Genomic DNA, 24,529 nt, shown 5'->3' on the forward strand with positions numbered 1-24,529 from the left:
GGCTGGTCATGCAGACACGCCGTGTTTTTCCTTATTAAAGGCCGAGAGGGCAGCATATGGCAAGTGACTTAGGCTGCTCATTTATGTTAGGATAAAGTCATTGAATGTTTACCTAGAATGGAACTAAGGAGGTCTTGCGGAATGGGAACGTTAGACCATATTTTGGATAAAGCGTTGCGCGGCGAGCGAATAGGGCTCGAAGAAGGCATGGAGCTGCTCGCTTCCGATCAGATTGAGAAAATGGGTCATGTTGCAAATCAGATTATGTTAAAACATCATCCGGAGCCAATTACGACGTTTGTCGTTGGGCGGAATGTGAATTATACGAACGTGTGTGATGTATATTGCCGTTTTTGCGCGTTTTACCGTGCACCGGGCTCGAAGGAAGGTTACGTCCTGCCGGATGAAACGATTTTGAGCAAAATTCAGGAGACGGTGGACGTTGGCGGTACCGAGATTTTGATGCAGGGCGGTACGAACCCTAATTTGCCATTTACGTATTATACAGATCTGCTTCGCAAGATTAAGCAGCAATTTCCGGACATTACGATGCACTCGTTCTCACCGGCAGAAATTCAGAAAATGAAGGTTGTATCCGATGGGCTCTCCTTAGATGAAGTGATCAAAGCGCTGCATGAGGCCGGACTCGATTCGTTGCCAGGCGGCGGCGCTGAAATTTTGGATGACCGCACCCGCCGCAAGATCAGCCGGATGAAAGGATCTTGGACCGACTGGATGGATGTTATGAAGTCGGCACATCGCCATGGCATGAATACGACGGCGACGATGGTATACGGCCTCGGCGAGACGGTTGAAGAGCGCGCGTTACATATGATGCGCATCCGCGATGCCCAAGACGAATGCATTGCGAACAAATATGATTCGACAGGCTTCTTGGCGTTTATTTCTTGGCCATTCCAGCCGGACAATACGAATCTAAAGCTGGAGAAAGCGAAGCCTGAAGAGTACCTGCGCATCGTGGCTGCCAGCCGGATCATGCTCGACAACATTCCGAACTTCCAATCATCGTGGGTAACGATGGGCCCTGAGATGGGTAAGCTGTCGCTGTCCTACGGCTGCAATGACTTCGGAAGCACGATGATCGAGGAGAATGTCGTTTCCGCTGCGGGCACTACGCACAAAGTAAACATCGAACTTATACTTGAACTTATCCGTGAAGTTGGCAAGATTCCTGCACAGCGGGATACGAAATACAATATTTTGAAGATGTACAACGACACCGACAAAGCGGAGCTTGATTTTGTTATGCAAAATTAGCCCTTTTCCGTTGCCAAATAGGCTAAATGAAAAACGTCTGCAGATCTCCTTTCCATGGAAAGGGACGATTCGCAGGCGTTTTTTTGTCTTTATGCCAGCGTATGGACAGCTCCCTTACATTCCAATGTCTTCATCGTATATCCCCGTACGCCGCACCATATACTGATAAGGAAAGAAAGGGGTGAGCTCATGGAGCTATATACAGTATCGCTGCCAGCAAGCCTGAAGGCGTCAGCGGGCAAGTTAATCCAGCTGTTAACCGATCAAACGAATGTTGATTTACATATGGGTTCAGATGAGGCGCAACCAGCCGTCGTTGAAATGATAGCGATATCGGAGCAGGATGTGCAGTGTCAGGCGATATTTCCGCATTTCCAATTGAAGGCGCATGGCCCGGCTACCTATAAGGCAGCAGCGGCAGCTATTGCCGAATTTGTGGTCAGTGAACTGGAGCCGGGCATGCTGGCAGCCATCATTCGCAAGAAATACAAGAATCATAATACAAGCGAGACGGCTGCTATTGAACGGTACTGCCATGACTTGCTGCACGGAAAAGAGTGGGACGGCTTAGGGGCTAAATTTCATGACGCGGACCGATTAAGGCGCAAAAATAAAGTGTTGGCAGAGGTCGAGCTTTTTTTGGAGGAAAATACGCAGCTTAATATAAATGGCTTCATTCGTTTCCGGCTGGAGCCCTACCGCAAGGAATTGGCTGAGGTTGTGGAATATGCGCTCGATGAGTATGTGCTCGACAAACAATATCAGGAGTTTATTTCCTTATTGAAATATTTTGTTTTTCTGCAGGATACGAAGCTGCCTATGGTTCATCTGCTGCATAAAGGCGGCCATGACTTCATGCTGTACGATGATGCCTTCGAGCTGCTGGACCCGAATCCGCCGGCCGATCGCATCGTAGCGGAAATGCTGGAGACGGAAATGAATATTGAGGATATGGTTATCAGCTCGCTAATTGCCGTATCGCCAAAGCATATCACGATTCATACGAGGCAGCAGGATATGCAGGTCATTCGCACCATTGAGACGATATTTGACCAGCGGGTAACCGTATGCGTCCAGTGCGCATCTTGCAGCAGCAGCCTTGATGAGCTCGTGCAGCCTTAAGCAGGCGAAGGCAATAGCCTTGACCAAATGAAGGAACGGGGCTATAATTATTTTCATACGAAATCTAATCGGCAATGACAAAGATACGTATCTGCTTATGATACTTGGTCCAGAGAGAGGAAACATGGCTGCAATTTCCTTCCACAATGTCTGCAGGTATACCCCTTTGAAGCTGTATGGCCTAACCCGTAGCTTGCTCTAGATAGAGCAGAGCTATGAAAGTAAGCTGTACCGGAAATCTCCGTTAACAGATAATACGAGGACTGCAGCACTAATGCTGAGCATGTTGTGCCAGTCGAAGTAGGGTGGAACCACGAGCACACAAGCACTCGTCCCTTTTTAGGGATGTGTGCTTTTTTTGTGCGCTTTTTTTTGAATGCTTATACACAAATTGGAGGATGCAGGAAAATGACAATTCAAATCACTTTGCCTGACGGCGCGGTAAGAGAATATGCCGCAGGCACAACCATTGAAGAAGTAGCGGGCTCGATTAGCACAGGCCTGCGCAAAAACGCGATTGCCGGTAAAATCGACGGTAAGGTCGTAGACGTCTACACGCCGATCGAAGGCAATTCGGCTATTGAGATCGTTACGCTTGATTCGGCGGATGGCCTTGAGGTATACCGCCATAGTACGGCTCACTTGCTCGCTCAAGCGATTAAGCGCATTTATGGAAATGAAAAAGTGAAGCTGGGCATCGGTCCCGTTATCGAGGACGGCTTCTATTACGATATCGATATGGAACAATCGCTGACGCCCGAGGATCTTATTAAGATCGAGAAGGAAATGGAAAAGATCGTTCAGCAAAACTTGGATATTCGCCGCCGAGTCGTAAGCCGTGACGAAGCTTTGGCTATCTTTACAGAGCTGGATGACAACCTGAAGCTAGAGCTCATTCGTGACCTGCCTGCGGATTCCGTCATTACGATGTATGATCAGGGCGAGTTTTTTGACTTGTGCCGCGGGCCGCATTTGCCGTCCACTGGCCGTATTAAAGCCTTCAAGCTGCTTAGCGTTGCGGGTGCGTACTGGCGTGGAGATTCCAAAAACAAAATGCTGCAGCGGATTTACGGAACGGCGTTCCCGAAAAAAGCACAGCTTGATGAGCATCTCCATTTCTTGGAGGAAGCGAAGAAACGCGATCACCGGAAGCTTGGCCGCGAGCTCAAAATGTTCACGTTCTCCCGTGAAGTGGGACAAGGCCTTCCATTATGGCTGCCAAACGGCGCAAAGCTTCGCAGAACGATGGAGCGTTATATCGTAGATCTTGAGGAAAGCCTGGGCTATGAGCATGTATATACGCCAGTTTTGGCTAACGTAGAGCTCTACAAAACATCGGGTCACTGGGAGCACTACAGCGAGGATATGTTCCCGAAAATGATCATGGACAACGAGGAGCTTGTGCTTCGTCCGATGAACTGTCCGCATCATATGATGGTGTTTAAGAGCGATATGCGCAGCTACCGCGACTTGCCGGTAAGGATTGCCGAGCTTGGCACCATGCACCGCTATGAAATGTCAGGCGCGCTTACTGGTTTGCACCGCGTACGTGCGATGACGCTGAACGACGCTCATATTTTCTGCCGTCCGGATCAAATCAAAGAAGAATTCGCTCGTGTTGTTAATTTGATCCGTAAGGTTTATGAGGATTTCGGCATCAAGGAATACCGTTTCCGCTTGTCTTACCGGGATCCGAAGGATACCGAGAAATATTTCCAAAACGATGAAATGTGGGAGATGTCGCAGCGTATGCTGCGCGAGGTTGTTGAGGAACTGGAGCTTCCGTTCTTCGAAGCGGAAGGCGAGGCGGCGTTCTACGGTCCGAAGCTGGACGTTCAAATTAAAACGGCGCTTGGCAAAGAGGAGACATTGTCCACAGCTCAACTAGACTTCCTGCTTCCAGAGCGCTTTGAGCTTGAGTATGTAGGGGAGGACGGCAAGAAGCATCGCCCTGTTGTCATTCACCGCGGCATCATCAGCACGATGGAACGGATGACGGCGTTCTTGCTTGAGAACTTTGCAGGCGCTCTGCCTCTTTGGCTGTCTCCTGTTCAAGCGAAGGTTATTCCGGTATCGACAGCATATGAGGGCTATGCCCGCAAAGTGGCTGAGCAGTTGCAGCTAGGCGGCATTCGCGTCGAGAGCGATTTGCGGAATGAGAAGCTTGGGTACAAGATTCGTGAAGCGCAGCTGGAGAAAGCGCCTTATATGCTCGTCGTAGGCGAGAATGAGATGCAAGCGGAAGCGGTATCGGTCCGCAAACGCGGAGAAGGCGATCTTGGAGCTATGCCGCTCGCAGAGCTGGTTACGCTGCTTAAGAAGCAAATTTCCGACAAAGAACAATAAAAGATTACGCATAAAGCTTGTGCCATCGGGGCATTATTCTTCTGAGGAGGAAGTCATCCGATGGTCACAAGCTTTTTTGATTGGAGAAAAAAAATTACTGCTTTGGTGCTTTTGATTGCACTTGCTTTCGGTCTTAATACAGCGAGCCGTCCAGTGCAGGCAGAGGCGGCATCCCCAGCTCCAGGTAAAGAGGCAATCGATGCTCTTGCTAGCAACCGTTCAGATTCCTTGGATTCCGCGGCCGGTTCGTCGAAGAAGGCGAAGCCGGATACTGTAGAGGTTATAGCGACCGGCTATACGGCTGGCGTGGAATCGACGGGCAAGCGTCCCGGCCATCCGCAATACGGCATTACGTACTCGGGCGTTAAAGTGAGAAGGGACCAGGTATCCACGATCGCGGCAGATACGAAGCTTTTTCCGATAGGCACCTTGCTCTATATCCCCGGGTATGGATATGGCGTTGTGGCGGACACGGGTTCGGCAATAAAGGGAAAGAAAATTGATTTGTATTTTGAAACCATTAAACAAGTTTATGAGCAGTGGGGCAAGCGTACGGTTCAGGTAGAGGTGCTGCGCAGAGGCACGGGAAAGCTTTCGCAGGCTTGGCTGAATCAGATCAATCTGGCGATTGAAGCAGGAAAACCGATTCCGCAGACGTATTTGGAATCGTAAAATACTCGTATAATAAACGGCAAGAATGCCATACTATCATTGACACGGGGAGGTGAATACAATGGCTAAAAACAAAAATAACAAAGCCCAAAACAATCAGTACAATGCAGAATTCGCTGAAGAATTGAATCAAAATAACGCTGCTGGCAAACAAGCGGCGAACACGGCTCAACAAAAAGCCGAGAAGTAACATTTTTGCTATGCAATAAGAAGAAATAACGGAGGAGCCCTAGCGGCTCCTCTTTTCTTTTGCCTAAGGCTGGGATATAATTTAGGAAAATTTTGTATCCGTATGCGAGAGGGGAAAATATCCTGACATGAGTGCCACGTCCCGATGGTTTTCACGCGATAACAAAGCTGGAGCAGCTGGATCTGAAACCGGCGAGCACGCTCGAATGACAATTTTGCTGAATGAATCTGTTGTGATCTCCGATCAACTCCATGCAGCGGTTGACGAGGTGGAGCAAACCACCCGCCATTTAACCGAAATAGCGGATCAATCCGCTTTGCAGGAGCAGAAGCTGCGAACAAATAGCTCGCTTGCGGTAAATCGCATTGAAGAGGCCTTTTCTGCCCTTCAGGAGGTCGCTTCCGCCGCAGAACAAATCAATGATACCTCCGCTCACCTGAATGCCAGGAGCAAGGAAACGAAGGAAGTCGTGCTCGATGTGTGCCGGTCCTTGACAAGCACCGACGAAGTTATGAATGAGCTGAGCCAAAACAATCAGACGATGGAGCAGCATATCAGGCAGCTCATTGAGCAAACCTCTCACATTAATGAAATCAACCAATTTATTCAGGAGATCGTGTCGCAAACTTCACTGCTTGCCTTGAATGCTTCGATTGAAGCGGCGCATGCGGGAGAATATGGACGGGGTTTCTCTGTCGTTGCCCAGCAGATCAAGAAGCTTGCTGAGCAGAGCGGAGAGGCGGTCAAGCGTTCCTCGGCCATCGTGGAGCAAATCGAGCGAGGGGTAACGCAGGTTGTACATGCGGTGGACGCCGAGAAAAATTCGGTAGAGCGCGGAGTAGCCGAGATGGCAATCAACAAAGATCGTATGGACGTCATATTTGCAAGGATTAACGAGGTTGATGGACTTGTAGAACAGACAAGCATGGCGAGCAAGCAGCAGACCGAGCATATGAGCGAGTCGACAGGGATGCTCAAGGAAGTAGTGGATTCGGTTAATGAAACGCTGCAAAGCGTGGATAGTACGCTCCAAATGACGAAGCTTCAGCGCGAGCAGATCGGGAATTTGAACCGAATTAGCCGGAATCTTCAAAGGTCATCTGCGGATTTGTCGGTTGCAATTGAACAAGTGGGTGTGAAGAAGAGCGTGGCTAAGGATGTGAAAGTGAATGCAAGCTCTGTGCAAGAGTGGCTGAAGCAGGCTGCTCTTGATGCCCATTTCATTTCGATGGAAGAGAGCTATCATGAAACGAAGCTAAGCTCTATGCTCATAAGCAAGGTGGACGTAGAGGCTATTTGGTCGAATCGCATCGATGGGTCTTTTATATTCTCGCTGCCGGAAGCCGGATTGCTGAACGCTAAGGGAAGAGATTGGTGGAAAAAAGCGATGACGGGGCAGGTTTTTCAATCCGATGTCTACGTATCGGCGATTACTAAGCAGCACTGCGTGACCGTCTCTGTTCCCATACATAATGCCGACGGCAAGGTAATCGGCGTTTTGGGCGCAGATATTTCCATTTCATAAAAAATAGTTTTCAAATGACCCTGGTTTGTTGTATGATAAGACATGTAAGAAATAATAACATGACAAGACAGGTGAAATCTCATGACAGACCCAATCATTCATTCAGGCTTTGTAGTTGCTGCCCATCATCGGAAAGCGGGCGAGGTTTTACCTTTCATAGATGCCTACGTAGCGAAGAAAGAGCAGGAAATTGCTGAAATTGAACAAATGGTTGAGCGTTATGAGAAGAGAAGGATGGCTGAGGAACGCGCTTATCAATCCAAATCCACTTTAAGAAGAATGCTGTCGGGCAAGAAGCCGGATCATCATTTGGCTGTAGAGTATATCCATTTTGTTAGAAAGCCTATGGAGAAGGTTCGCGCGCTGCGACTTGAAATAGAAAGCGCCCGCTCGATTAAGAACGTCTCCGCTCCAACGGACATTGTGACGGTATCGTATGAGCTTGCCAGTGAAATGAACAACTAATTCACGTAAATATTCAACATAAGAAAGAACCGCCCAGGCTTATCTGCCAGGACGGTTCTTTTTGTTGTAGCGTTATTTGCTATTTTTTAAACGGTCGATGTCCAGGAAGTCATGCTCCTGACTATAAGCTGGAACGCCGTGTATCCCAACGTCAAGACCGATTAGCTCCTCATCCTTGGAGACTCGGACAGGCATTACTTTGCGAATGAGCCACAAGGCGCCCCATGTCAGCAAGAAGCCCCATACGCATACGGTAACAAGTCCAAGTGCCTGAACGCCAAGCAATTGGAAACCGCCACCGTAAAATAGACCGTAATAACCTTTGCCAACGTCAGCGGTCAATTCAGGAAGAGCGAATAATCCGACGGCCAGCGTACCGATGCTGCCGCTGATGCCGTGGACGGCGAAAGCGCCGACCGGATCATCGACTTGCTTGCTCTCCAGCCATTCGGTTACAAGCACCATGGCAATGCCGGATACCGCGCCGATGCCGATAGCGGCAATATCGGATACGAAAGCGCACCCTGCCGTTATGCCGACAAGCCCTGCTAGCGAGCCGTTAATGACCATGGGCGGGTCAGCTTTCTTGTAGCGGAACATGGTGAACAAAATACAGGTTGCGCCCCCGGCTGCGGCAGAGAGCATGGTCGTAATGGCAATATGCCCGATCGAGCTGTTGGTTGCGCTGAGCGTACTGCCGGCATTAAAGCCGAACCAGCCAAACCAAAGGATAAAGGCTCCGACCGATGCCAGCGGCAAATTTGAAGGAGGCACGATGTTAACTTTGCCATCAGCGCTGAATTTGCCGATTCGCGGCCCGATGAAGATGGCGGCCGCAAGGGCGGAGAAGCCTCCTAAACCGTGAATAACTGCCGATCCTGCAAAGTCGATCATGCCGAGCGAGCCAAGAAATCCGTTTGCCGACCATACCCAGTGCCCTGCGAGCGGGTAGATGAAACCGGTCATGGCAATGGTGAGCAAAATATAAGCTCTAAAGTTAATGCGTTCAGCAACGGCGCCGGATACGATGGAAATAACGGCAATAACGAACGCGCATTGGAATAACCAAAAGGTTTCATGCGTAATATTTAATGCGATGTGAGACAGGTCCCCGTTTATTAGAAAGCCGCTTGTTCCTATGATACCGCCGGCGTCTTGTCCATACATAAGTGCGAATCCGAAAAAATAAAAAACGAGTGCTCCGAAAGCGATGTCCACAAATACCTTCATAATGATGCTGACGGCATTTTTTTGCCTGACAAAACCAGCTTCAAGCAAAGCGAATCCACCTTCCATGAGCAAGATCATGGCTGCTGTCAAGACGACCCAGATCGTATCTAGCCCTCTTGACAGTTCGTTAATGTCCATTGCTTCATCCCCTGTTCCCTTTTTAGGTGAAAGCGTATACCCGCTCTCTTAAATATAGGAAGGAATATCATTTCGCTATCCCTTCTCTATATTTCTCGGAATGAAACGCGCTACGCCTCCAGAGGACGGCAACAGCCGTTTCACCTTGAAATATAAGACTTTATATGTTTTATCCGATAAAGAAGTCTTATATTTCATCGTCAAAGCTCCTTGAGCGACCAAAGGTCGCTGAAGGTGTTTTTGCTTGAAATATAGGAAAGTATATCATTTCGCTATCCCTTCTCTATATTTCTCGGAATGAAACGCGCTGTGCCGCCAGAGGACGGCAACAGCCGTTTCACCTTGATCCGTTCATCATTATAAATAGTACAAGTAAACAATGTCAACGCTGTACGTGATGTTTTATGACGTATGTTAGGTTTGGATTGGGTAATATCAACAGTTCCTCGGTCTGCAGACCGATGTAGATTTCAATCGGCCGTCCCTTTTTCTCTTTTATGTTGTCCGGTATACTAAGATTATCAAACGACGATGGAAGCGTAAGGAGCTGGAGCCGCATGAACGGTAATTTCGCAAGCCGGTTGTTCACCGGATTGGTAATCATTGCAGTTGGCCTATTGTTTTTGCTAAGGCAAACAGGTCATGTGACCTTTGATATTGGCGATCTTTTCTCTACCTATTGGCCTGTTATTCTTATTATAGTTGGAATTCGCGGCTTGCTTTCAAGCCGATCGAACGGTTCGGGCTCTAGCTGGTGGGGAGCGGTCGTTCTGTTGATCGGTTTTGTCTTTCTCGGCCGCAATCTGGAATTGTTCTCCTGGTCTATTGGGGATATCGTTCCTTATGTTTGGCCAGTGGCCGTCATTTTAATCGGAATTAATCTCATCTGGAAACCCAAATCTAAGCGGTATGAGCCGCCTGAGGATGATTGGAAATCATACCGACCGTTTGCGGAAGATGCATCGGTTCCCCCGGCACCTCCGCTGCATCCTGACCCTACAAAAGAACCGGTAGGCGCGCAGCATCAAGAGGGGAAACAAACAGGCGGGAAATCTAACGGCTATGAGGGCATTCATTTAAAGAAAAAAGATTATAAGGAATGGAAAAATCATTATAAGCAGGAATATAAAAAAAGCTCGCAGGAGTGGAAACGGAACCACAAAGAGCATGTCGAGTGGTGGAGCCATGGCGATTCGAATGTGCAAACCAGATCCGGTTTCATTGGCGATATCCATATCGGCCAGGATTATTGGGATTTGAAGCCGCTGAATATCTCGCATTTCATAGGCGACACGGTGCTGGATCTGACGAAAGCACAAGTATTTCCGGGCGAGACAAAAATTCATGTGTCTTCTTTTATCGGTGACGTGAAGGTTTACGTGCCAAATGATTATGAGGTTGGCGTGCAGGTCATTTCAAGCGCGTTTATCGGTGACGTGAAGATTTTGGGACAGAAAGAGGGCGGCATGTTTACGAATATTAATATTCAATCGCCTTCCTATCAAGAATCGGACAAAAAAATCAAGCTGATCGTCAGTACGTTTATTGGTGATGTTCGTGTCACGAAGGTAGGGTGACCACACATGATGGTTCGGTTGCTACGGAGCGGGAAATGGGAGCTCATCGGAATGTTTGTCATTGCCTCGGTAACCGCATTTTTTCTCGGGTTAGTGGCATGGAATGGATTCGCGGCTGATACAGGAAAGACGGAAGTGCGCCTTGTGGCCGCCTCCGTCTTCCTGCTTGTGAGCGCGGCTTTCGGCTATTGGGCAGCGCAGCGGATCGGGCGGCGGATCGATACGCTGCATTTGTCGCTCAAGCAGGCGTCCAATGGCAATTTTGGCGTGCGGATCACAGAAAGCGGCCATAACTCGTTTGTTGAGGTATATAGGGAATTCAATGAGCTGGCAGAGCAGATGGAAGACAAGATGAAGTGGCTGCAAATGCGCGGCGAGGAATATGTCATGACCGAGTCCGCTTCCAACGAAGCGGCTGTTCTTGAGGAGCGGAAGCGGCTTGCGAGAGATTTGCATGACACGGTAAGCCAACAGCTATTTGCAATTCATATGTGCGCTTCGTCGCTTCCGAAGCTTCAACAGGTCGATCGCGAGCGCGCGGATTCCGTGCTGGAGCAGCTTGTGAATATGTCGAACCTGGCACAGAAGCAAATGAGAAATTTCATTGCGCAGCTGCGTCCAATGGAGCTTGAGGGAAGGACATTATATGAAGCGCTTGATAAATGGTTTCCGGATTATTGCCGGCAAAACAACCTGCAGGGCGAGCTGGAATGGCGGATGAAGGAGCATTTGTCAGAGGCGATGGAGCATCAGTTTTTCCTTATCGCGCAGGAAGCGATGGCTAACGTTGTGAAGCATGCGGGAGCTTCCGGATGCACGCTTTCGATTGCGGATAATGAACGGCAGGTCGTCATGATATTGCAGGATGACGGCATTGGCTTTAAGGCCGACGAGGTCAAGCGCGGTTCTTACGGGCTTTCAACGATGCAAGAGCGTGCGCAGAAGCTAGGCGGCGCGGCGGAAATATGGAGCAAGCCCGGAGGCGGGACGAGAGTAAAGGTAACGATACCTAAAATGTTGCGGGGGAGCATGAGCCATGAGTGAGACTGAACTTATAAAAATTATGATCGTGGATGACCATGATATGGTAAGAACGGGGCTTCGCACCTATCTGATGCTGGAGCCGAAATTTGAGGTTATTGCCGAAGCAAGCAACGGACAAGCGGCCATCGATCTGCTGGCAGAAAGTACGGAAGAGAAGCGGCCCCAAATTATTCTGATGGATTTGATGATGCCCGGAATGGACGGGATTGAAGCGACGAGATCGATCGTTGCCAAGTACCCTACCATGAAAATTGTCATGCTGACCAGCTTTCTTGAGGATGACAAGGTGTACGGCGCGATAGAGGCGGGAGCGGTCAGCTATGTGCTCAAAACCGTGTCTGCGGAAGAGCTTATCTATGCGATTAGCGGGGCGTTCAAGGGCATGCCGGTCATGACTGCCGATGTATCGCAAGCATTAACCAGAGGCCTGAGGCAGCGCACGGCGCAATCTGGCGATGAGGGACTGACGGAGCGGGAGAAGGAAGTGCTTCTGCTTATTGCCGATGGGCAATCGAACAAAGAAATTGCCGAGGAGCTCCATATTAGCGTCAAAACGGTAAAAACCCATGTTAGCAATTTATTGATGAAATGCGAGCTCGACGATCGTACGCAGCTTGCCGTCCTTGCTCACCGCAAGGGCTGGGCGAATCGCACATAAAGGAAATGCTGGCAGGGTAGACTAGCTACTAGCGATACAAGAAATAGCTTATAGCTAGTGTAAAGGAGCAGCTGTCATGATACCGATCTCGTCCGTGCTGGAGTCGCGGGAGCAACATTTTACGGAGATGAAGGAGCTGCTGGAGACGCAGCAGTTTACGCTGGGCGGCAATTGGGAATACGATGGAGGTTCCTTTGACCGCTCGCTTGATGAGGAACATAAAGTATGGCTTCGCATTCCGTTTGAAGTCATCGCCGGTCATATTGACAATGAAGAGGCCGACGATGAAGCTACGATAAAGGTTGGCACACCTTATGTTCTGAAACATTTATATCGGGAAGGCAACGACCCGGAGGCTTCCGTTCGCGTCGTCGGCGCATTGTTTGACCAGTTCCAGTCTCCCTCTAATCCAGATGCCGAGGTTGAATCGCAATGGATTGACCGAGCGAAGCAAGCGCTTAATGAGGTTGAACAGCTTTTCCCACATTAATCGCTTTTTTAAGCATAATCGCGTAAAAAAAACGTGCCAAAATTCCATTTGGTACGTTTTTTTTATTTCTGTTTAAATTCCTTTTAAGTTTGTTTTAAGGTAGAATGTGCATGATAGAACTATATCAAATGAACATGCGCCTAGGCACGAGCGGCTTTTGGGGCATGATGGAATAAGATTCAAGGAGGAGAACGTACATGGACGATCAGAACAAAAAGGACTTTGATGATTTTTTTCGCAAAAAAGACGAAGAGCTTGGTGGGGCTGAAAACAGCGGAAACGAAATGAAAGCGGACTCGGATCTGACGAAGGAGGCTGCGGACCAATCGGCTAAGCCCTCTTACTACTATTCTTATGGCCCGTTCAAAGCCAATTCGCAGGAGAACGGTGCTTCTCCCTCGCCGGATCATGAGATTGAAAGACCTAAGCTGATTCAGGACCAGCCTTACGGCAATACAGGCAGCTCTGCTTCTTCGTCCTTCAGCCAAGCGCCCGAAGGACAAGATGAATCGTACAGCGAGCCGGCTCAGCCAGCGCCAAGAGCGCCGCAGCAGTCACAAATCCGCTCGTTTACGCCATCCCCGGCATCCTCCAAGGGGCCGTGGCAGGTACGTGAGCCTAAACGGACTTCCTTTAAATCGATGTTTATTTCGTTTCTTGCAGGCGTGCTGCTTGTAGGATCGCTGATGTATACGGCCGATATCAACAATTGGTTTACGAAGGAGCAAGCATTGACGGCTAATTCGCAGTCGAGCGGAAGCGGCGCTGGAACTGCGGCTTCCACGGGAACAACTAGCAATGGGGGAGCGGCTACCGTTGCTGCAAGACCGGATAACATCGCGCAATTGTTCGAAACGGCAAGCCCTGCAGTCGTGAAGATCGAAACTTTCGTCAATACGGCGAAGCGCAGTAATAGCGGAAGCATGCTGGACGACTCGTTTTTCCGCCAATTTTTTGGCGATAGCTACCCAGGCACTCAGCAGCCGGAGAGCGGTCAAGGTGAACAGGGGCAAATGCAGCAATCAGGCATCGGTACCGGATTTTTCTTCGACGCGAGCGGCTATATTTTAACGAATCAGCATGTGATCGGTGAGTCGGATCAAATCAAGGTCATCGTTCAAGGCTATGATGAGCCATTCACTGCCGAATTGCTAGGCTCAAGCTATGATTTGGATTTGGCTGTTCTCAAAGTAACAGGAGACAAAGCGTTCCCTACACTTCCGCTAGGAAATTCCGATAACATTAATATCGGCGATTGGGTAGTAGCGATCGGCAACCCATACGGATTTGACCATACGGTAACGGTAGGCGTACTTAGCGCAAAAGAGCGTCCAATCGACATTCAGGATTCGGCGGGAGAGCGCAAATACGAGCACTTGCTGCAAACAGATGCTTCTATTAACCCTGGTAACTCGGGCGGTCCGCTGCTCAATGTAAACGGCGAGGTTGTTGGCATTAATACGGCAGTCAGCTCGCAGGCACAGGGCATTGGCTTTGCCATTCCGACAAGCACGATTCAAGAGGTATTGGAGAACTTGAAAAACAACAAAGATATCCCTAAACCTGCAGTACCGTTCATCGGAGCTGAGCTGAGAGATGTTACTGAAGATATCGCGAAGCAGCTGAGCATGGATAAGGTTGAAGGCTCGATTGTACAAAATGTTTACTATAATTCACCGGCGTATCTAGGCGGCTTGCAGCAGTTTGATGTCATTACAGGCATCGATGGCAAGAAATATGCCAATACGCAAGGGTTAATCGATGGAATTAAGGAAAAAGCGGTCGGCGATAAGATTCAATTGAACGTTATTCGTAAAGGCAGCGCCGTGAATGTCGAGGTTGAAATCGGCGACAAGAATACGTTTAATGCCGGATAAGGCGTAACATTAGGAAGACATGTATGAAAAAAACGCAGAGAGACAGCAGGCTCTGCGTTTTTTGTTGCAAATCAAGGGGGACAAGCAGATGAGACAGCATATTGTAGTGGTCGATGACGATGATAAAATTATTTCATTATTAAGAAGAAGCCTTGCCTTTGAAGGCTATGAGGTAACGACGGCTTCCAATGGCATGGAGGGGCTTAAAGTGCTCCTGAAGACGGAGCCGGATTTACTTATTCTCGATGTAATGATGCCGCAGGTGGACGGCTGGGAAGTGTGCAGGCGCGTCCGCGAGAGCGGCAGCACGGTTCCGATCATGATGCTTACGGCCAAGGATGATGTCATTGACCGGGTGAAAGGTCTTGATCTTGGCGCCGATGATTATCTGGTTAAGCCATTCGCGCTCGAGGAGCTGCTGGCAAGAGCGCGCGCATTGCTGCGCCGCAAATCCGATAAGATCGAGCAATCGAGCAATCAGCTGCTTTACGAGGATTTGATTCTTGATATGGATGCACGTGAAGCTATACGGTCCGGACGGCGAATCGAGCTGACGTCTAAGGAGTATGACTTGCTGCTCCTGTTTATGCAAAACCCTCGCCGCGTGCTTACGCGCGATGCCATTATGGAAAAAATTTGGGGTTATGACTTCAGCGGGGAATCTAACGTATTAGAGGTCTACATCGCGATGCTGCGCCAAAAGGTAGAGGACGGAGGCAAAAACCGGCTTATCCAGACGGTTCGCGGCACCGGCTATGTGCTTCGCGGAGAGGCAGGTTAAGCATATGTCCATTCGGCTTAGGCTAACGCTTTGGTATTCGGGCTTGCTTGCGGTTACGATGATCGTTTTTGGAATTTGCATTTATATCTTTGTGAATTGGAACACGTATGCGGAAATCAAGCAGCAGATTCGGACCCAGGATAGTAAAATTGAAGTTATCGGGGCTACCAATTTTTACGATCAATCGGTTTTGGTAGTAGGGCCTCAATTTCGGCTTGATAAAAAAGACATGTTCATTCAATTGGTAAACTATAAGGAAAAAGCAATATCTCAATCCGATAACTTTCCATATGATTTTACAATTCCCTATCCCGATGCCAAAACAAATCCAAAAGAGCGTTTTGTAAAAACCCACATTGAACTTAATGGTAATAAATATGCAATGCTTACTTATCAACGACCTGTTTATTTGGAAAAGGACAATAGCTTATTAGGCTTGGTTCAGATTGGCGTCTTTTCTTATAATGAGGAACGATATCTTACCGGGCTTCGAACCATTCTTATATTTTCATCCTTGGTCGTTGTCCTAATCGCCTTCACCGTAGGCCTCTTTATTGCGCGCCAAGCGCTTCGTCCGATTGAGCGCGTGATTCGCTCTACCGAGCAAATTGAGAATGGCGCTGATCTCAGCGTACGGATACCGGCGATGGGACCGAAGGATGAAATCGGCAGGCTTGTCAGCACGCTGAACGTCATGCTAGCCCGTCTGGAGATGGCCTATAACGAGCTGGATGAAGCGTACAAAGCGCAGCGCCGATTCGTATCCGATGCTTCGCATGAGCTGCGGACGCCGCTCACGACCATTCGCGGCAATATTGAGCTGCTGGAGCGGATGTGGACGAAGGTGAGGGAGACCAACGAGAACTCCAGCATGGGGGAGTGGCTGCCGCTCGATCTGGACCGCTGGGAAATGTCCAAGGAATCGATGAGCGATATTTCGGCTGAAGCGACGCGCATGAGCACGCTGGTCAATGATTTGCTAGCGCTTGCGAGAGCCGATGCGGGTTATACGATGGAGAAAACGCCGCTTGATCTTCTTCCGCTTACGGAAGAGGTTGTGCGCAGAGCGCATTTGCTTCCGCGTACGGCTGCGTGGAATGTGGGCGATCTGTCGGCGCTGGAGGAAGTTCGCGTCAACGCCAACCACAATTATTTGCAGCAGCTGCTGTTTATTTTTATTGAGAATGCCTTTAAGTATACGCAAGAGGGTTCGATCGAGCTTAGTGCGATTCGGAAAGAAAATCAGATCGGCTTCGTAGTGGAGGATACCGGCATCGGGATGAACCCTGAGGAAATTCCGCATATCTTCGATCGGTTTTACCGCGCGGACGAATCCAGAGGCGTTACCGTGGGAACCGGGCTTGGATTATCGATTGCCAAATGGATTATTGACGAGCATCAAGGCTCGGTAGAAGTGACCACGCGGGAGGGTCACGGGACGAAGTTTACGATCTGGCTGCCAATAACCTTTTCTGACGCGTCTCATTCGTCTATAATAGTAGCAACGGATGAAATGAAGAAATTATGATTATGACGCATATCCGGTCAGAAAGCAGGTGCAAGGAATGGAAATCGTTAGAATATCACCGCGCGGCTATTGCTATGGCGTCGTCGATGCGATGGTGCTGGCTTTGCAGACGGTCAAAAACCTGGAGCTGCCCCGCCCTATCTATATATTAGGCATGATTGTTCATAATGCCCACGTCACTGAGGCTTTCGAGAAGGAAGGCGTCATTACGCTTGATGGCGCCAACCGACTTGATATTTTGGATCAAATCGAGCAAGGCACCGTTATATTCACGGCTCATGGCGTATCCCCTGAGGTACGCGAGCGCGCTCGCGAGAAGGGCTTGTCCGTTGTTGACGCCACATGTCCGGACGTAACCAGGACCCATGATTTGATTCGCGCAAAATCAGCGGAAGGCTATCATATTATTTATATTGGCAAGAAGGGCCATCCGGAACCGGAGGGTGCGATTGGCGTTGCGCCGGATCAGGTTCATTTGATTGAGCGTGAAGAGGAGATTGCTTCGCTTAGCATCCCGGAAGGGAAGATTTTGATTACAAACCAAACGACCATGTCGCAGTGGGATATTCGCCATATTATTAGCCAACTGCAGGAACGTTATCCGACAGCAGAGGTGCATAACGAGATTTGCCTAGCGACACAGGTTCGTCAAGAAGCGGTCGCCGAGCAGGCTGGCGAAGCCCAACTCTGTATCGTTGTCGGCGATCCGCGCAGCAACAACTCGAACAGGCTAGCCCAGGTTTCTGAGGAAATTGCTGGCGTGAGAGCATATCGTGTATCCGATGTATCCGAAATTGAGCAGGAGTGGCTAAAAGGAGTCGATCGGGTGGCTGTAACATCCGGTGCTTCGACACCAACCCCTCTGACGAAAGAAGTCATTACGTATTTGGAGCAATATGACCACAACAATCCTGATACTTGGGAAATCCGCCGTACGGTGAACATGAATAAGCTGCTCCCGAATGTTCGGGTCAAGTCGGCAAGCACGGACTCCACTACTGCAACGGCAGTGAAGCCGGAATAGTTGAGGCTGAAACGCAGGAGGGGAAATGTAGGTTTGCATGAGAGCAGATTCATGCGGAATACGTTTTCCCTCTTTTTTTTGGCAAATGGGTTGACGGGACTCGCATCTTCTTGTATATTTACTTTAGTGGTTAAAAGCATAAAAGCTACGAAGCATAAAAGCTATAAAGCGTATAAGCGTTGAAGCGCGAATAGGAAACATAAATGGATGCTTGAAAGCTAAGCCTTGCCTCATATGACCAAGCCTGTACTTATGAAATAAGCATAGTATTACAAAAAAATATTAGGAGTGATCCCTATGATCGTTATTACGAATGCAAGTATTGCTGATGAGCGGATAAATGAAATTGTTGCCCATATTGAAAGAGCCGGCGTTCAAGCCCATGTATCGAAAGGCACAGACCGTACGGTAATCGGCATCATTGGCCAGGCTGAGCCTACGCTTGCGGAGCATTTGCGCCAGATGAAGGGCGTTGAGAATGTAATTAAAATTTCTAAATCCTATAAACTTGCAAGCCGTGACTTCCATCCCGACGATACCGTAATCGATATTAAAGGCGTAAAGATCGGCGGAAGCAACCTCGTTATTATGGGTGGCCCGTGCGCGGTGGAAACGCCGGAGCAAATCGATGAGATTGCCCGTTTGGTGAAAGCGGCTGGCGGCCAGGTATTGCGCGGAGGCGCGTTTAAACCGCGTACAGGGCCGTACAGCTTCCAAGGCGTAGGCGTAGAAGGTTTAGTCATGATGGCGGAAGCAGGGAAGAAGCATGGGCTTCTGACGATCACGGAGGTTATGACGCCCGAATATGTCGATGTATGCGCGGAATATGCGGATATCCTTCAGGTCGGCACTCGCAACATGCAAAACTTCGATTTGCTGCGCAAGCTGGGCACGATCCAGACGCCTGTTTTGTTGAAACGCGGATTCAGCTCTACGTATGATGAATTCCTAAACGCTGCGGAATACATCCTTGCCGGCGGAAACCCGAATGTTATGCTTTGTGAGCGGGGAATCCGAACGTTTGAGACCTACACGCGCAACACGCTCGATTTGTCAGCTATTCCTGTGCTGCAGTCGCTCAGCCATTTGCCGGTCATCTCGGATCCAAGCCATGGTACGGGACGCCGAGAGCTGGTTGAGCCTATGTCCAAGGCATCGGTGGCTGCCGGTGCGAACGGCTTGATCGTTGAAATGCATACGGACCCTGACAACTCGATGACAGGAGACGGGGTGCAATCGTTGTTCCCTGATCAGTTCGCAAACCTGCTGAAGGACCTTGAACAGCTTGCTCCAATCGTTGGCAAGCAGTTCGATACGCCTAAAGCGCCAGCCGAAGCCTTCAAAGAATGGAAAATTTAATCAATCTAACATCAAAGAGCCCTGCCATCGAAAGATGGCGGAGCTCTTTTTTTCATTTGGCAGCATGGCCATGTAATAGCTTACATGGAAAAAACCGCTAAACCCTAGATATGCAAGGGCTGCGCGGTTTTCGCCCTTCCTTTATAGGCGGAATTGTGAACAACTGTTCAAACTTGTAAGTATAGCTTACATAGCTACAAAAAATACCTTACATAGCTATTGACGGAGATTGAAGGCTAGTTTTATAATAACGACATGGATTTGGAGCAATAATTGAACAATACCTGTTCAACACTACGCTAATGTTCGGAAATGGAGGAAATTATTAATGTCAGTTCAAAACGTATTGGACAATATTAAAGAAAACAGCATTATGTTTGTAGATTTCCGCTTCGTGGATCTTCTAGGTCATGCACACCACATCACGCTGCCAGCAGCTGAGGTAGATGCAGATACTTTCGTAAACGGGGTAGCTTTTGACGGTTCTTCCATCCACGGCTTCCGTGGTATCGAGAATTCCGATATGGTTATGATTCCAGATACAGAATCCGTATTTATCGATCCTTTCACAGACCACCCTACACTGAACATTATGTGTAATATTCATACACCTGAAGGCGAACGCTATGACCGCGATCCGCGCAGCATCGCTCAGAAGGCTGAAGAGTTTCTTCAAACGACTGGCGTTGGTACGACAGCATTTTTCGCACCAGAGCCTGAATTCTTTATTTTCGACGAAGTTCGCTATGAAAGCTCCATGAATGCATCTTCTTATGTTGTTGAATCGGAAGAAGCAGGCTGGAACACGAACCGCAAAGAAGAAGGCGGCAACCTTGGCTCCAAAATTCCGGTAAAAGGCGGTTACGTTCCAGTAGCGCCTGTTGATTCCCAACAAGATATCCGCAGCGAAATGGTTCGCCTTTTGCAAGAATCGGGTCTTCGCGTTGAGCGTCATCACCATGAAGTAGCAACAGCGGGTCAAGCAGAAATCAACTTCCGCTTCGATACGTTGACTAAAACAGCAGACAACCTGATGAAATTCAAATATATCATTCATAACACGGCTCGCCAATACGGCAAAACAGCAACATTCATGCCTAAGCCGCTTTTCGGCGACAACGGTAGCGGTATGCACGTTCATACTTCGATCTTCAATGGCGACGAGCCTTTGTTCTACGATAAAGGTGCGTATGCTAACCTTAGCGAAATGGCAATGCACTACATCGGCGGCGTGCTTTACCACGCACCGGCTCTAATCGCGATCACTAACCCAAGCACAAACTCGTTCAAACGTCTTGTGCCTGGCTACGAAGCTCCAGTTAACCTTGTGTTCTCTAAAGGTAACCGTTCGGCAGCGATTCGTATTCCAATCGCGGCTGTAACGCCGAAGGGCTGTCGTATCGAGTTCCGTACACCGGATAACACGGCTAACCCTTACCTGGCATTCGCAGCGATGCTTCTTGCTGGTCTTGACGGAATTAAGCGCAAGCTTGATCCAGTCGCTCTGGGCTATGGTCCTTTCGACAAAAACATTTATGAATTGCCGGAAGAAGAGAAAAAAGAAATTCGCAGCGTGCCTGGTACGCTTGACGAAGCGCTTAACGCTCTTGAAGCAGATTCCGATTTCTTGACAGAAAGCGGCGTGTTCACGAAAGATTTCATCGAGAACTACGTAGCAATCAAACGCCAAGAAGCGAAAGCTGTTGCCATCCGCATTCATCCGCACGAGTTCAGCCTTTACTACGATTGCTAATCTAATTGTTAAGAAATATAAGAAACGGGTCCCTCAGGGACCCGTTTCTTTGTGTATTGTAAACAAATGATGAACGAAAACCGAATGTTTAATGTTAATTTTTCGACATACGTTCGACTTTTTGTTGTCAGATATGCGAAATACACTTGATGCGAACCTTCAAAATTGCTATCATAACCATAGCATATATAAAGAAACAGAGGTGGGTATCCAAGATGACACGAGCATTTAACTTTAATGCAGGACCAGCCGCAATACCGCTTGAGGTGCTCAAGCAAGCCCAGGAGCAATTTGTAGATTATCAGGGCGCAGGAATGTCGATCATGGAAATGTCTCACCGCAGCAAACTGTATGAAGCGGTAAATAATGATTCGCAAGCTTTGCTGCGCGAATTGTTCGGAGTTCCGGACAATTATGATGTGCTTTTGCTGCAAGGCGGTGCAAGTACGCAATTCGCTTTGCTTCCACTGAATCTTTTGCAGCCTGGCAAGCCGGGCGCTTATGTGATGACAGGCGCGTGGGCGGATAAGGCGTTGAAGGAAGCCAAGAATATTGGTGAAACCGTCATCGCTGCTTCGACCGAAGCCGACAAGTTTATGCGCATGCCGACATTGTCCGAGATTCAAGTGCCTAGCAACGCTTCATACGTTCATCTTACTTCGAATGAAACGATCGGCGGAACGCAATTCCAGGAGTTTCCGGATACCGGCGACGTGCCGCTTATTGTCGATATGTCGAGCGATATCTTAAGCAGGCCAGTGGATGTAAGCAAATTCGGCGTGATCTATGCCGGCGCACAGAAAAACCTAGGACCATCAGGTGTAACGGTGGTCATTATTCGTAAAGATCTTGTCGAGAACGGTTCGAAAACGATTCCTTCCATGTTCCGTTACAGTACGCATGCGAAGAGCGGATCGCTATATAATACACCGCCATCTTTCTCGGTTTATATGATGAAATTAGTTCTTGAGTGGATCAAGGACAAGGGCGGCGTTGCTCAGCTTGAGCAATACAACCGCGACAAAACAAAGCTGATCTACGATGCCATCGATCAAAGCAATGGCTTCTACATCGGCTGCGCGCAGCCGCAAAGCCGCTCCCTGATGAACATTACGTTCCGTATTCAAACGGAAGAGCTGGAGAACCTGTTCGTTAAGGAATCGGAGAAGGAAGGTTTTGTCGGCTTGAAGGGCCATCGCGATGTTGGCGGCTTAAGAGCTTCGACTTACAATGCCGTGCCGCTCGAGAGCTGCCAAGCGCTTCAGCAATTCATGGTAGACTTCCAGAAACGCAACGGCTAAATAATTGCTTTGCTCGTTTTCTTGCCATAACCGAAATGGCTTGCAAAAAAACCGCCCTTGCCTTCTAACATAGAAGGAGGGCGGTTTTTCGCGTGCTGCATTCGACCGGTGTTACTTGACGATTATGCTTGTGCGACCGAGCTTTCAGCCACATGAGGACCATTTAGCTTATAGCCGACATTACGAACAGTCATAATGTATTCCGGTGTCCGGGCGTTTTTCTCGATTTTATCCCGCAAATGGCTGATATGAACGTCGACGATTCGAGTGTCGCCAAGAAAGTGATAATCCCATACCCCGTGCAGCAGCTGCTGGCGGCTAAGCACCTTCCCTTTGTGGCGGCAGAGGAACAAGAGCAGTTCAAATTCCTTTGGCGTGAGCTCGACGGGCTTTCCGTCAATGAATACTTCCCGCTGCTCGACCCTGACGTTCAGGCGGCCAATATCAAAGGCGGTGTCGTCTGCACTGCCGGGCAGCGACTGCACACGGCGGAATATGGCTTGAATGCGCGACACAAGCTCCTGAGGGCTGAATGGCTTTGTCATATAGTCATCTGCGCCGTTATCTAGCCCAGCAATCTTATCGGTAACGTCTTGTAGGGCGGTCAACATAACGATGGGTACGGCATTGCTTTGTTTGCGAAGCTCGCGGCAAACTTGAATGCCATCCATTTTAGGCAGCATAAGGTCAAGAACGATTAAATCGGGGCGAAAAGGTTTCAGCATGTCGAATACGGCTTCGCCGTCACCTACGCAGCGAACATCATAGCCTGCCAGTTTTAAGTTGAATTCTATCAGCATCGATATGGATGGCTCATCATCAACGACCAAAATCTTTTTCCGCATGGTTCAGCTCTCCTTCATCTGTTTCCGCCTATTATGTTTCCTATTATGAAGGTGAAAATTATGCTTGAGATTAACGGTACGTAAAGTGGGTGTAAAAATATTCGCTATTTTCGTGTATAATAGGCAAAATGAGAGGTGAGATAGAAAGCCATGCCATTTCATATCGTTTTGGTGGAACCGGAAATTCCGGCAAACACAGGCAATATTTCGCGGACCTGTGCTGCAACCGGTACAATTTTGCATTTAGTAAGACCGCTCGGCTTTGATACGGACGACCGTACCTTGAAGCGGGCGGGACTCGATTACTGGCATTCTGTCCATATTGAGTATCATGATTCTTTTGAAGAAGTGCTTGCCAGCTATCCAGAGGGCCGCTTTTTTTATGCCAGCACGAAAGCCAGACATTCTTATTCGCAATTCGAGTATAAGGACGGAGACTTTTTTGTATTCGGCAAAGAGACGAAAGGGCTGCCTCAAGAGCTTATAGACGCTAATTTGGAAAGCTGCATTAAAATGCCGATGACCGATACGGTGCGATCGCTTAATTTATCCAATTCAGCGGCTATCGTTATCTATGAAGCGCTCAGGCAAAATGATTTTCCGGGACTAAAGTGATAATTTATGCATTGTTTAACTTTTATTGGTATTTTATCACCGGAAAACTAAAAATTAATTGCAGGATATTAAGAATTTATGAATGAATGAAGGAAATGCGGAAGTACCATCGAAACACTATAACGCAGAGGTTTCTCAAAAATGACTTGCGAAACCAGACACAGAAGAGGTGAAAGTGATGAAACCAGCAGGTGTAGTAAGGAAAGTGGATCAACTCGGCCGTATTGTACTTCCAAAATCATTGCGTAAACGTTATTTGATGAACGAGGGCGATCCCGTGGAAATTTTCGTCCAAGGTGACCATATTATTTTGGAGCGTTACCGTCCAAAATGCGTGTTTTGCGGCTCTATGGTTGAGGTACGTGATTTCAAGGATCGTTATGTATGTGGCGTTTGTATGGAAGAAATGGCAGAGCTGCAGCGCTAATCAGCGCTAAGGCCTGCTATTTTAACGAAATGAAGCTTCCCGAAATGAGCAAATGCGCTCGGCGGGAAGCTTCGTTTGTTTCATGATAGCAGGAAGCAGGCGACATGGGCCACGCTTCCTTTCTGTTGATTGGCATACGGACGAATGCCTGAGACAGGATTCAGCCATATGCATTTACCGTAAGCTGGCAGATGCGCGCTTACAGGCCTTGCGTTTTGTCGTCATTGTAGGAGCTAGTGAGCATCGCCGTAATGAACAATGCAAACACAGTCATAACAATAATA

22 protein-coding genes are annotated in these 24,529 nt (G+C 48.6%); 20 read left to right on the top strand and 2 right to left on the bottom strand.

The genetic code is table 11. The annotated features are described in order from the left end of the window. The first annotated feature begins 141 nt into the window (after positions 1 to 141). From mqnC to FJQ58_RS19520, 7 genes are all read left to right on the top strand, one after another. Positions 142 to 1,278, top strand: coding sequence for a cyclic dehypoxanthinyl futalosine synthase (gene mqnC / locus FJQ58_RS19495; protein ID WP_139996443.1), 1,137 nt, complete (start codon positions 142 to 144; stop codon positions 1,276 to 1,278). A gap of 189 nt (positions 1,279 to 1,467) precedes the next feature. Beyond that, the gene (locus FJQ58_RS19500; protein WP_162341605.1) at positions 1,468 to 2,400 is read left to right on the top strand and encodes a putative sporulation protein YtxC; all 933 of its coding nucleotides are present in this window, start codon (positions 1,468 to 1,470) and stop codon (positions 2,398 to 2,400) included. A 408-nt stretch (positions 2,401 to 2,808) separates the two neighbouring features. Next, positions 2,809 to 4,746, top strand: coding sequence for a threonine--tRNA ligase (gene thrS, locus FJQ58_RS19505; RefSeq protein ID WP_139996445.1), 1,938 nt, complete (start codon positions 2,809 to 2,811; stop codon positions 4,744 to 4,746). Between the two features lie 60 nt (positions 4,747 to 4,806). Next, entirely contained in the window at positions 4,807 to 5,418 is a 612-nt protein-coding gene (locus FJQ58_RS33225; RefSeq protein ID WP_274382334.1) for a 3D domain-containing protein, read from the top strand. A 61-nt stretch (positions 5,419 to 5,479) separates the two neighbouring features. Further along, positions 5,480 to 5,608, top strand: coding sequence for a hypothetical protein (locus FJQ58_RS33230; protein WP_269433050.1), 129 nt, complete (start codon positions 5,480 to 5,482; stop codon positions 5,606 to 5,608). Positions 5,609 to 5,735: 127 nt separating this feature from the next. Continuing rightward, positions 5,736 to 7,133: a methyl-accepting chemotaxis protein gene (locus FJQ58_RS19515; RefSeq protein ID WP_139996446.1), complete on the top strand. Its 1,398-nt coding sequence runs from the start codon at positions 5,736 to 5,738 to the stop codon at positions 7,131 to 7,133. Between the two features lie 81 nt (positions 7,134 to 7,214). Continuing rightward, the gene (locus tag FJQ58_RS19520) at positions 7,215 to 7,598 is read left to right on the top strand and encodes a hypothetical protein (protein ID WP_139996447.1); all 384 of its coding nucleotides are present in this window, start codon (positions 7,215 to 7,217) and stop codon (positions 7,596 to 7,598) included. A gap of 72 nt (positions 7,599 to 7,670) precedes the next feature. Here FJQ58_RS19520 and FJQ58_RS19525 read toward each other — a convergent pair whose 3' ends face one another. After that, the gene (locus tag FJQ58_RS19525; protein ID WP_139996448.1) at positions 7,671 to 8,966 is read right to left on the bottom strand and encodes an ammonium transporter; all 1,296 of its coding nucleotides are present in this window, start codon (positions 8,964 to 8,966) and stop codon (positions 7,671 to 7,673) included. Between the two features lie 557 nt (positions 8,967 to 9,523). Between FJQ58_RS19525 and liaF the strand changes: the two genes are divergently transcribed. The 11 genes from liaF (at position 9,524) to serC (ending at position 22,358) form a co-directional block, all read left to right on the top strand. Beyond that, complete coding sequence (liaF, locus tag FJQ58_RS19530) at positions 9,524 to 10,543, top strand: cell wall-active antibiotics response protein LiaF (protein ID WP_162341607.1); 1,020 nt, start codon at positions 9,524 to 9,526, stop codon at positions 10,541 to 10,543. Between the two features lie 6 nt (positions 10,544 to 10,549). Continuing rightward, complete coding sequence (locus FJQ58_RS19535; RefSeq protein ID WP_139996450.1) at positions 10,550 to 11,587, top strand: sensor histidine kinase; 1,038 nt, start codon at positions 10,550 to 10,552, stop codon at positions 11,585 to 11,587. Beyond that, positions 11,580 to 12,245, top strand: a complete 666-nt coding sequence (locus FJQ58_RS19540) for a response regulator (protein ID WP_139996451.1) — start codon at positions 11,580 to 11,582, stop codon at positions 12,243 to 12,245. Before FJQ58_RS19535 ends, FJQ58_RS19540 begins: the two co-directional genes overlap by 8 nt. 76 nt (positions 12,246 to 12,321) lie before the next feature. Continuing rightward, positions 12,322 to 12,735, top strand: a complete 414-nt coding sequence (locus FJQ58_RS19545; RefSeq protein ID WP_139996452.1) for a YugN family protein — start codon at positions 12,322 to 12,324, stop codon at positions 12,733 to 12,735. A 197-nt stretch (positions 12,736 to 12,932) separates the two neighbouring features. Beyond that, entirely contained in the window at positions 12,933 to 14,612 is a 1,680-nt protein-coding gene (locus tag FJQ58_RS19550; RefSeq protein WP_139996453.1) for a S1C family serine protease, read from the top strand. An 88-nt stretch (positions 14,613 to 14,700) separates the two neighbouring features. Further along, a complete protein-coding gene (locus FJQ58_RS19555; RefSeq protein ID WP_139996454.1) occupies positions 14,701 to 15,393 on the top strand; it encodes a response regulator transcription factor in 693 nt (230 codons plus the stop codon). A gap of 4 nt (positions 15,394 to 15,397) precedes the next feature. Continuing rightward, positions 15,398 to 16,921, top strand: coding sequence for a sensor histidine kinase (locus tag FJQ58_RS19560; protein WP_139996455.1), 1,524 nt, complete (start codon positions 15,398 to 15,400; stop codon positions 16,919 to 16,921). 37 nt (positions 16,922 to 16,958) lie between these two features. Beyond that, complete coding sequence (locus FJQ58_RS19565) at positions 16,959 to 17,945, top strand: 4-hydroxy-3-methylbut-2-enyl diphosphate reductase (protein WP_139996456.1); 987 nt, start codon at positions 16,959 to 16,961, stop codon at positions 17,943 to 17,945. Between the two features lie 297 nt (positions 17,946 to 18,242). Further along, on the top strand, positions 18,243 to 19,304 hold the full coding sequence (gene aroF / locus FJQ58_RS19570; RefSeq protein ID WP_139996457.1) for a 3-deoxy-7-phosphoheptulonate synthase: 1,062 nt from the start codon (positions 18,243 to 18,245) through the stop codon (positions 19,302 to 19,304). A 328-nt stretch (positions 19,305 to 19,632) separates the two neighbouring features. Continuing rightward, a complete protein-coding gene (gene glnA / locus FJQ58_RS19575; RefSeq protein ID WP_139996458.1) occupies positions 19,633 to 21,057 on the top strand; it encodes a type I glutamate--ammonia ligase in 1,425 nt (474 codons plus the stop codon). A gap of 215 nt (positions 21,058 to 21,272) precedes the next feature. Next, positions 21,273 to 22,358, top strand: coding sequence for a 3-phosphoserine/phosphohydroxythreonine transaminase (gene serC / locus FJQ58_RS19580; RefSeq protein ID WP_139996459.1), 1,086 nt, complete (start codon positions 21,273 to 21,275; stop codon positions 22,356 to 22,358). Between the two features lie 122 nt (positions 22,359 to 22,480). On the opposite strand, the gene FJQ58_RS19585 is transcribed toward serC, so the two are convergent. Beyond that, positions 22,481 to 23,203 (bottom strand): response regulator transcription factor, encoded by a 723-nt coding sequence (locus FJQ58_RS19585; protein WP_139996460.1) that lies wholly within the window; start codon positions 23,201 to 23,203, stop codon positions 22,481 to 22,483. Positions 23,204 to 23,353: 150 nt separating this feature from the next. Here FJQ58_RS19585 and trmL point away from each other — a divergent pair, with 150 nt between their 5' ends. Both trmL and FJQ58_RS19595 read left to right on the top strand, forming a co-directional pair. Next, a complete protein-coding gene (trmL, locus tag FJQ58_RS19590; RefSeq protein ID WP_139996461.1) occupies positions 23,354 to 23,818 on the top strand; it encodes a tRNA (uridine(34)/cytosine(34)/5-carboxymethylaminomethyluridine(34)-2'-O)-methyltransferase TrmL in 465 nt (154 codons plus the stop codon). Positions 23,819 to 23,996: 178 nt separating this feature from the next. Continuing rightward, complete coding sequence (locus tag FJQ58_RS19595) at positions 23,997 to 24,245, top strand: AbrB/MazE/SpoVT family DNA-binding domain-containing protein (protein ID WP_139996462.1); 249 nt, start codon at positions 23,997 to 23,999, stop codon at positions 24,243 to 24,245. Positions 24,246 to 24,529: the final 284 nt, after the last annotated feature.

Origin of the sequence: Paenibacillus paridis (assembly GCF_006345825.1) — a bacterium.
In the GTDB taxonomy this organism is placed as follows: Bacteria; Bacillota; Bacilli; order Paenibacillales; family Paenibacillaceae; genus Pristimantibacillus; species Pristimantibacillus paridis.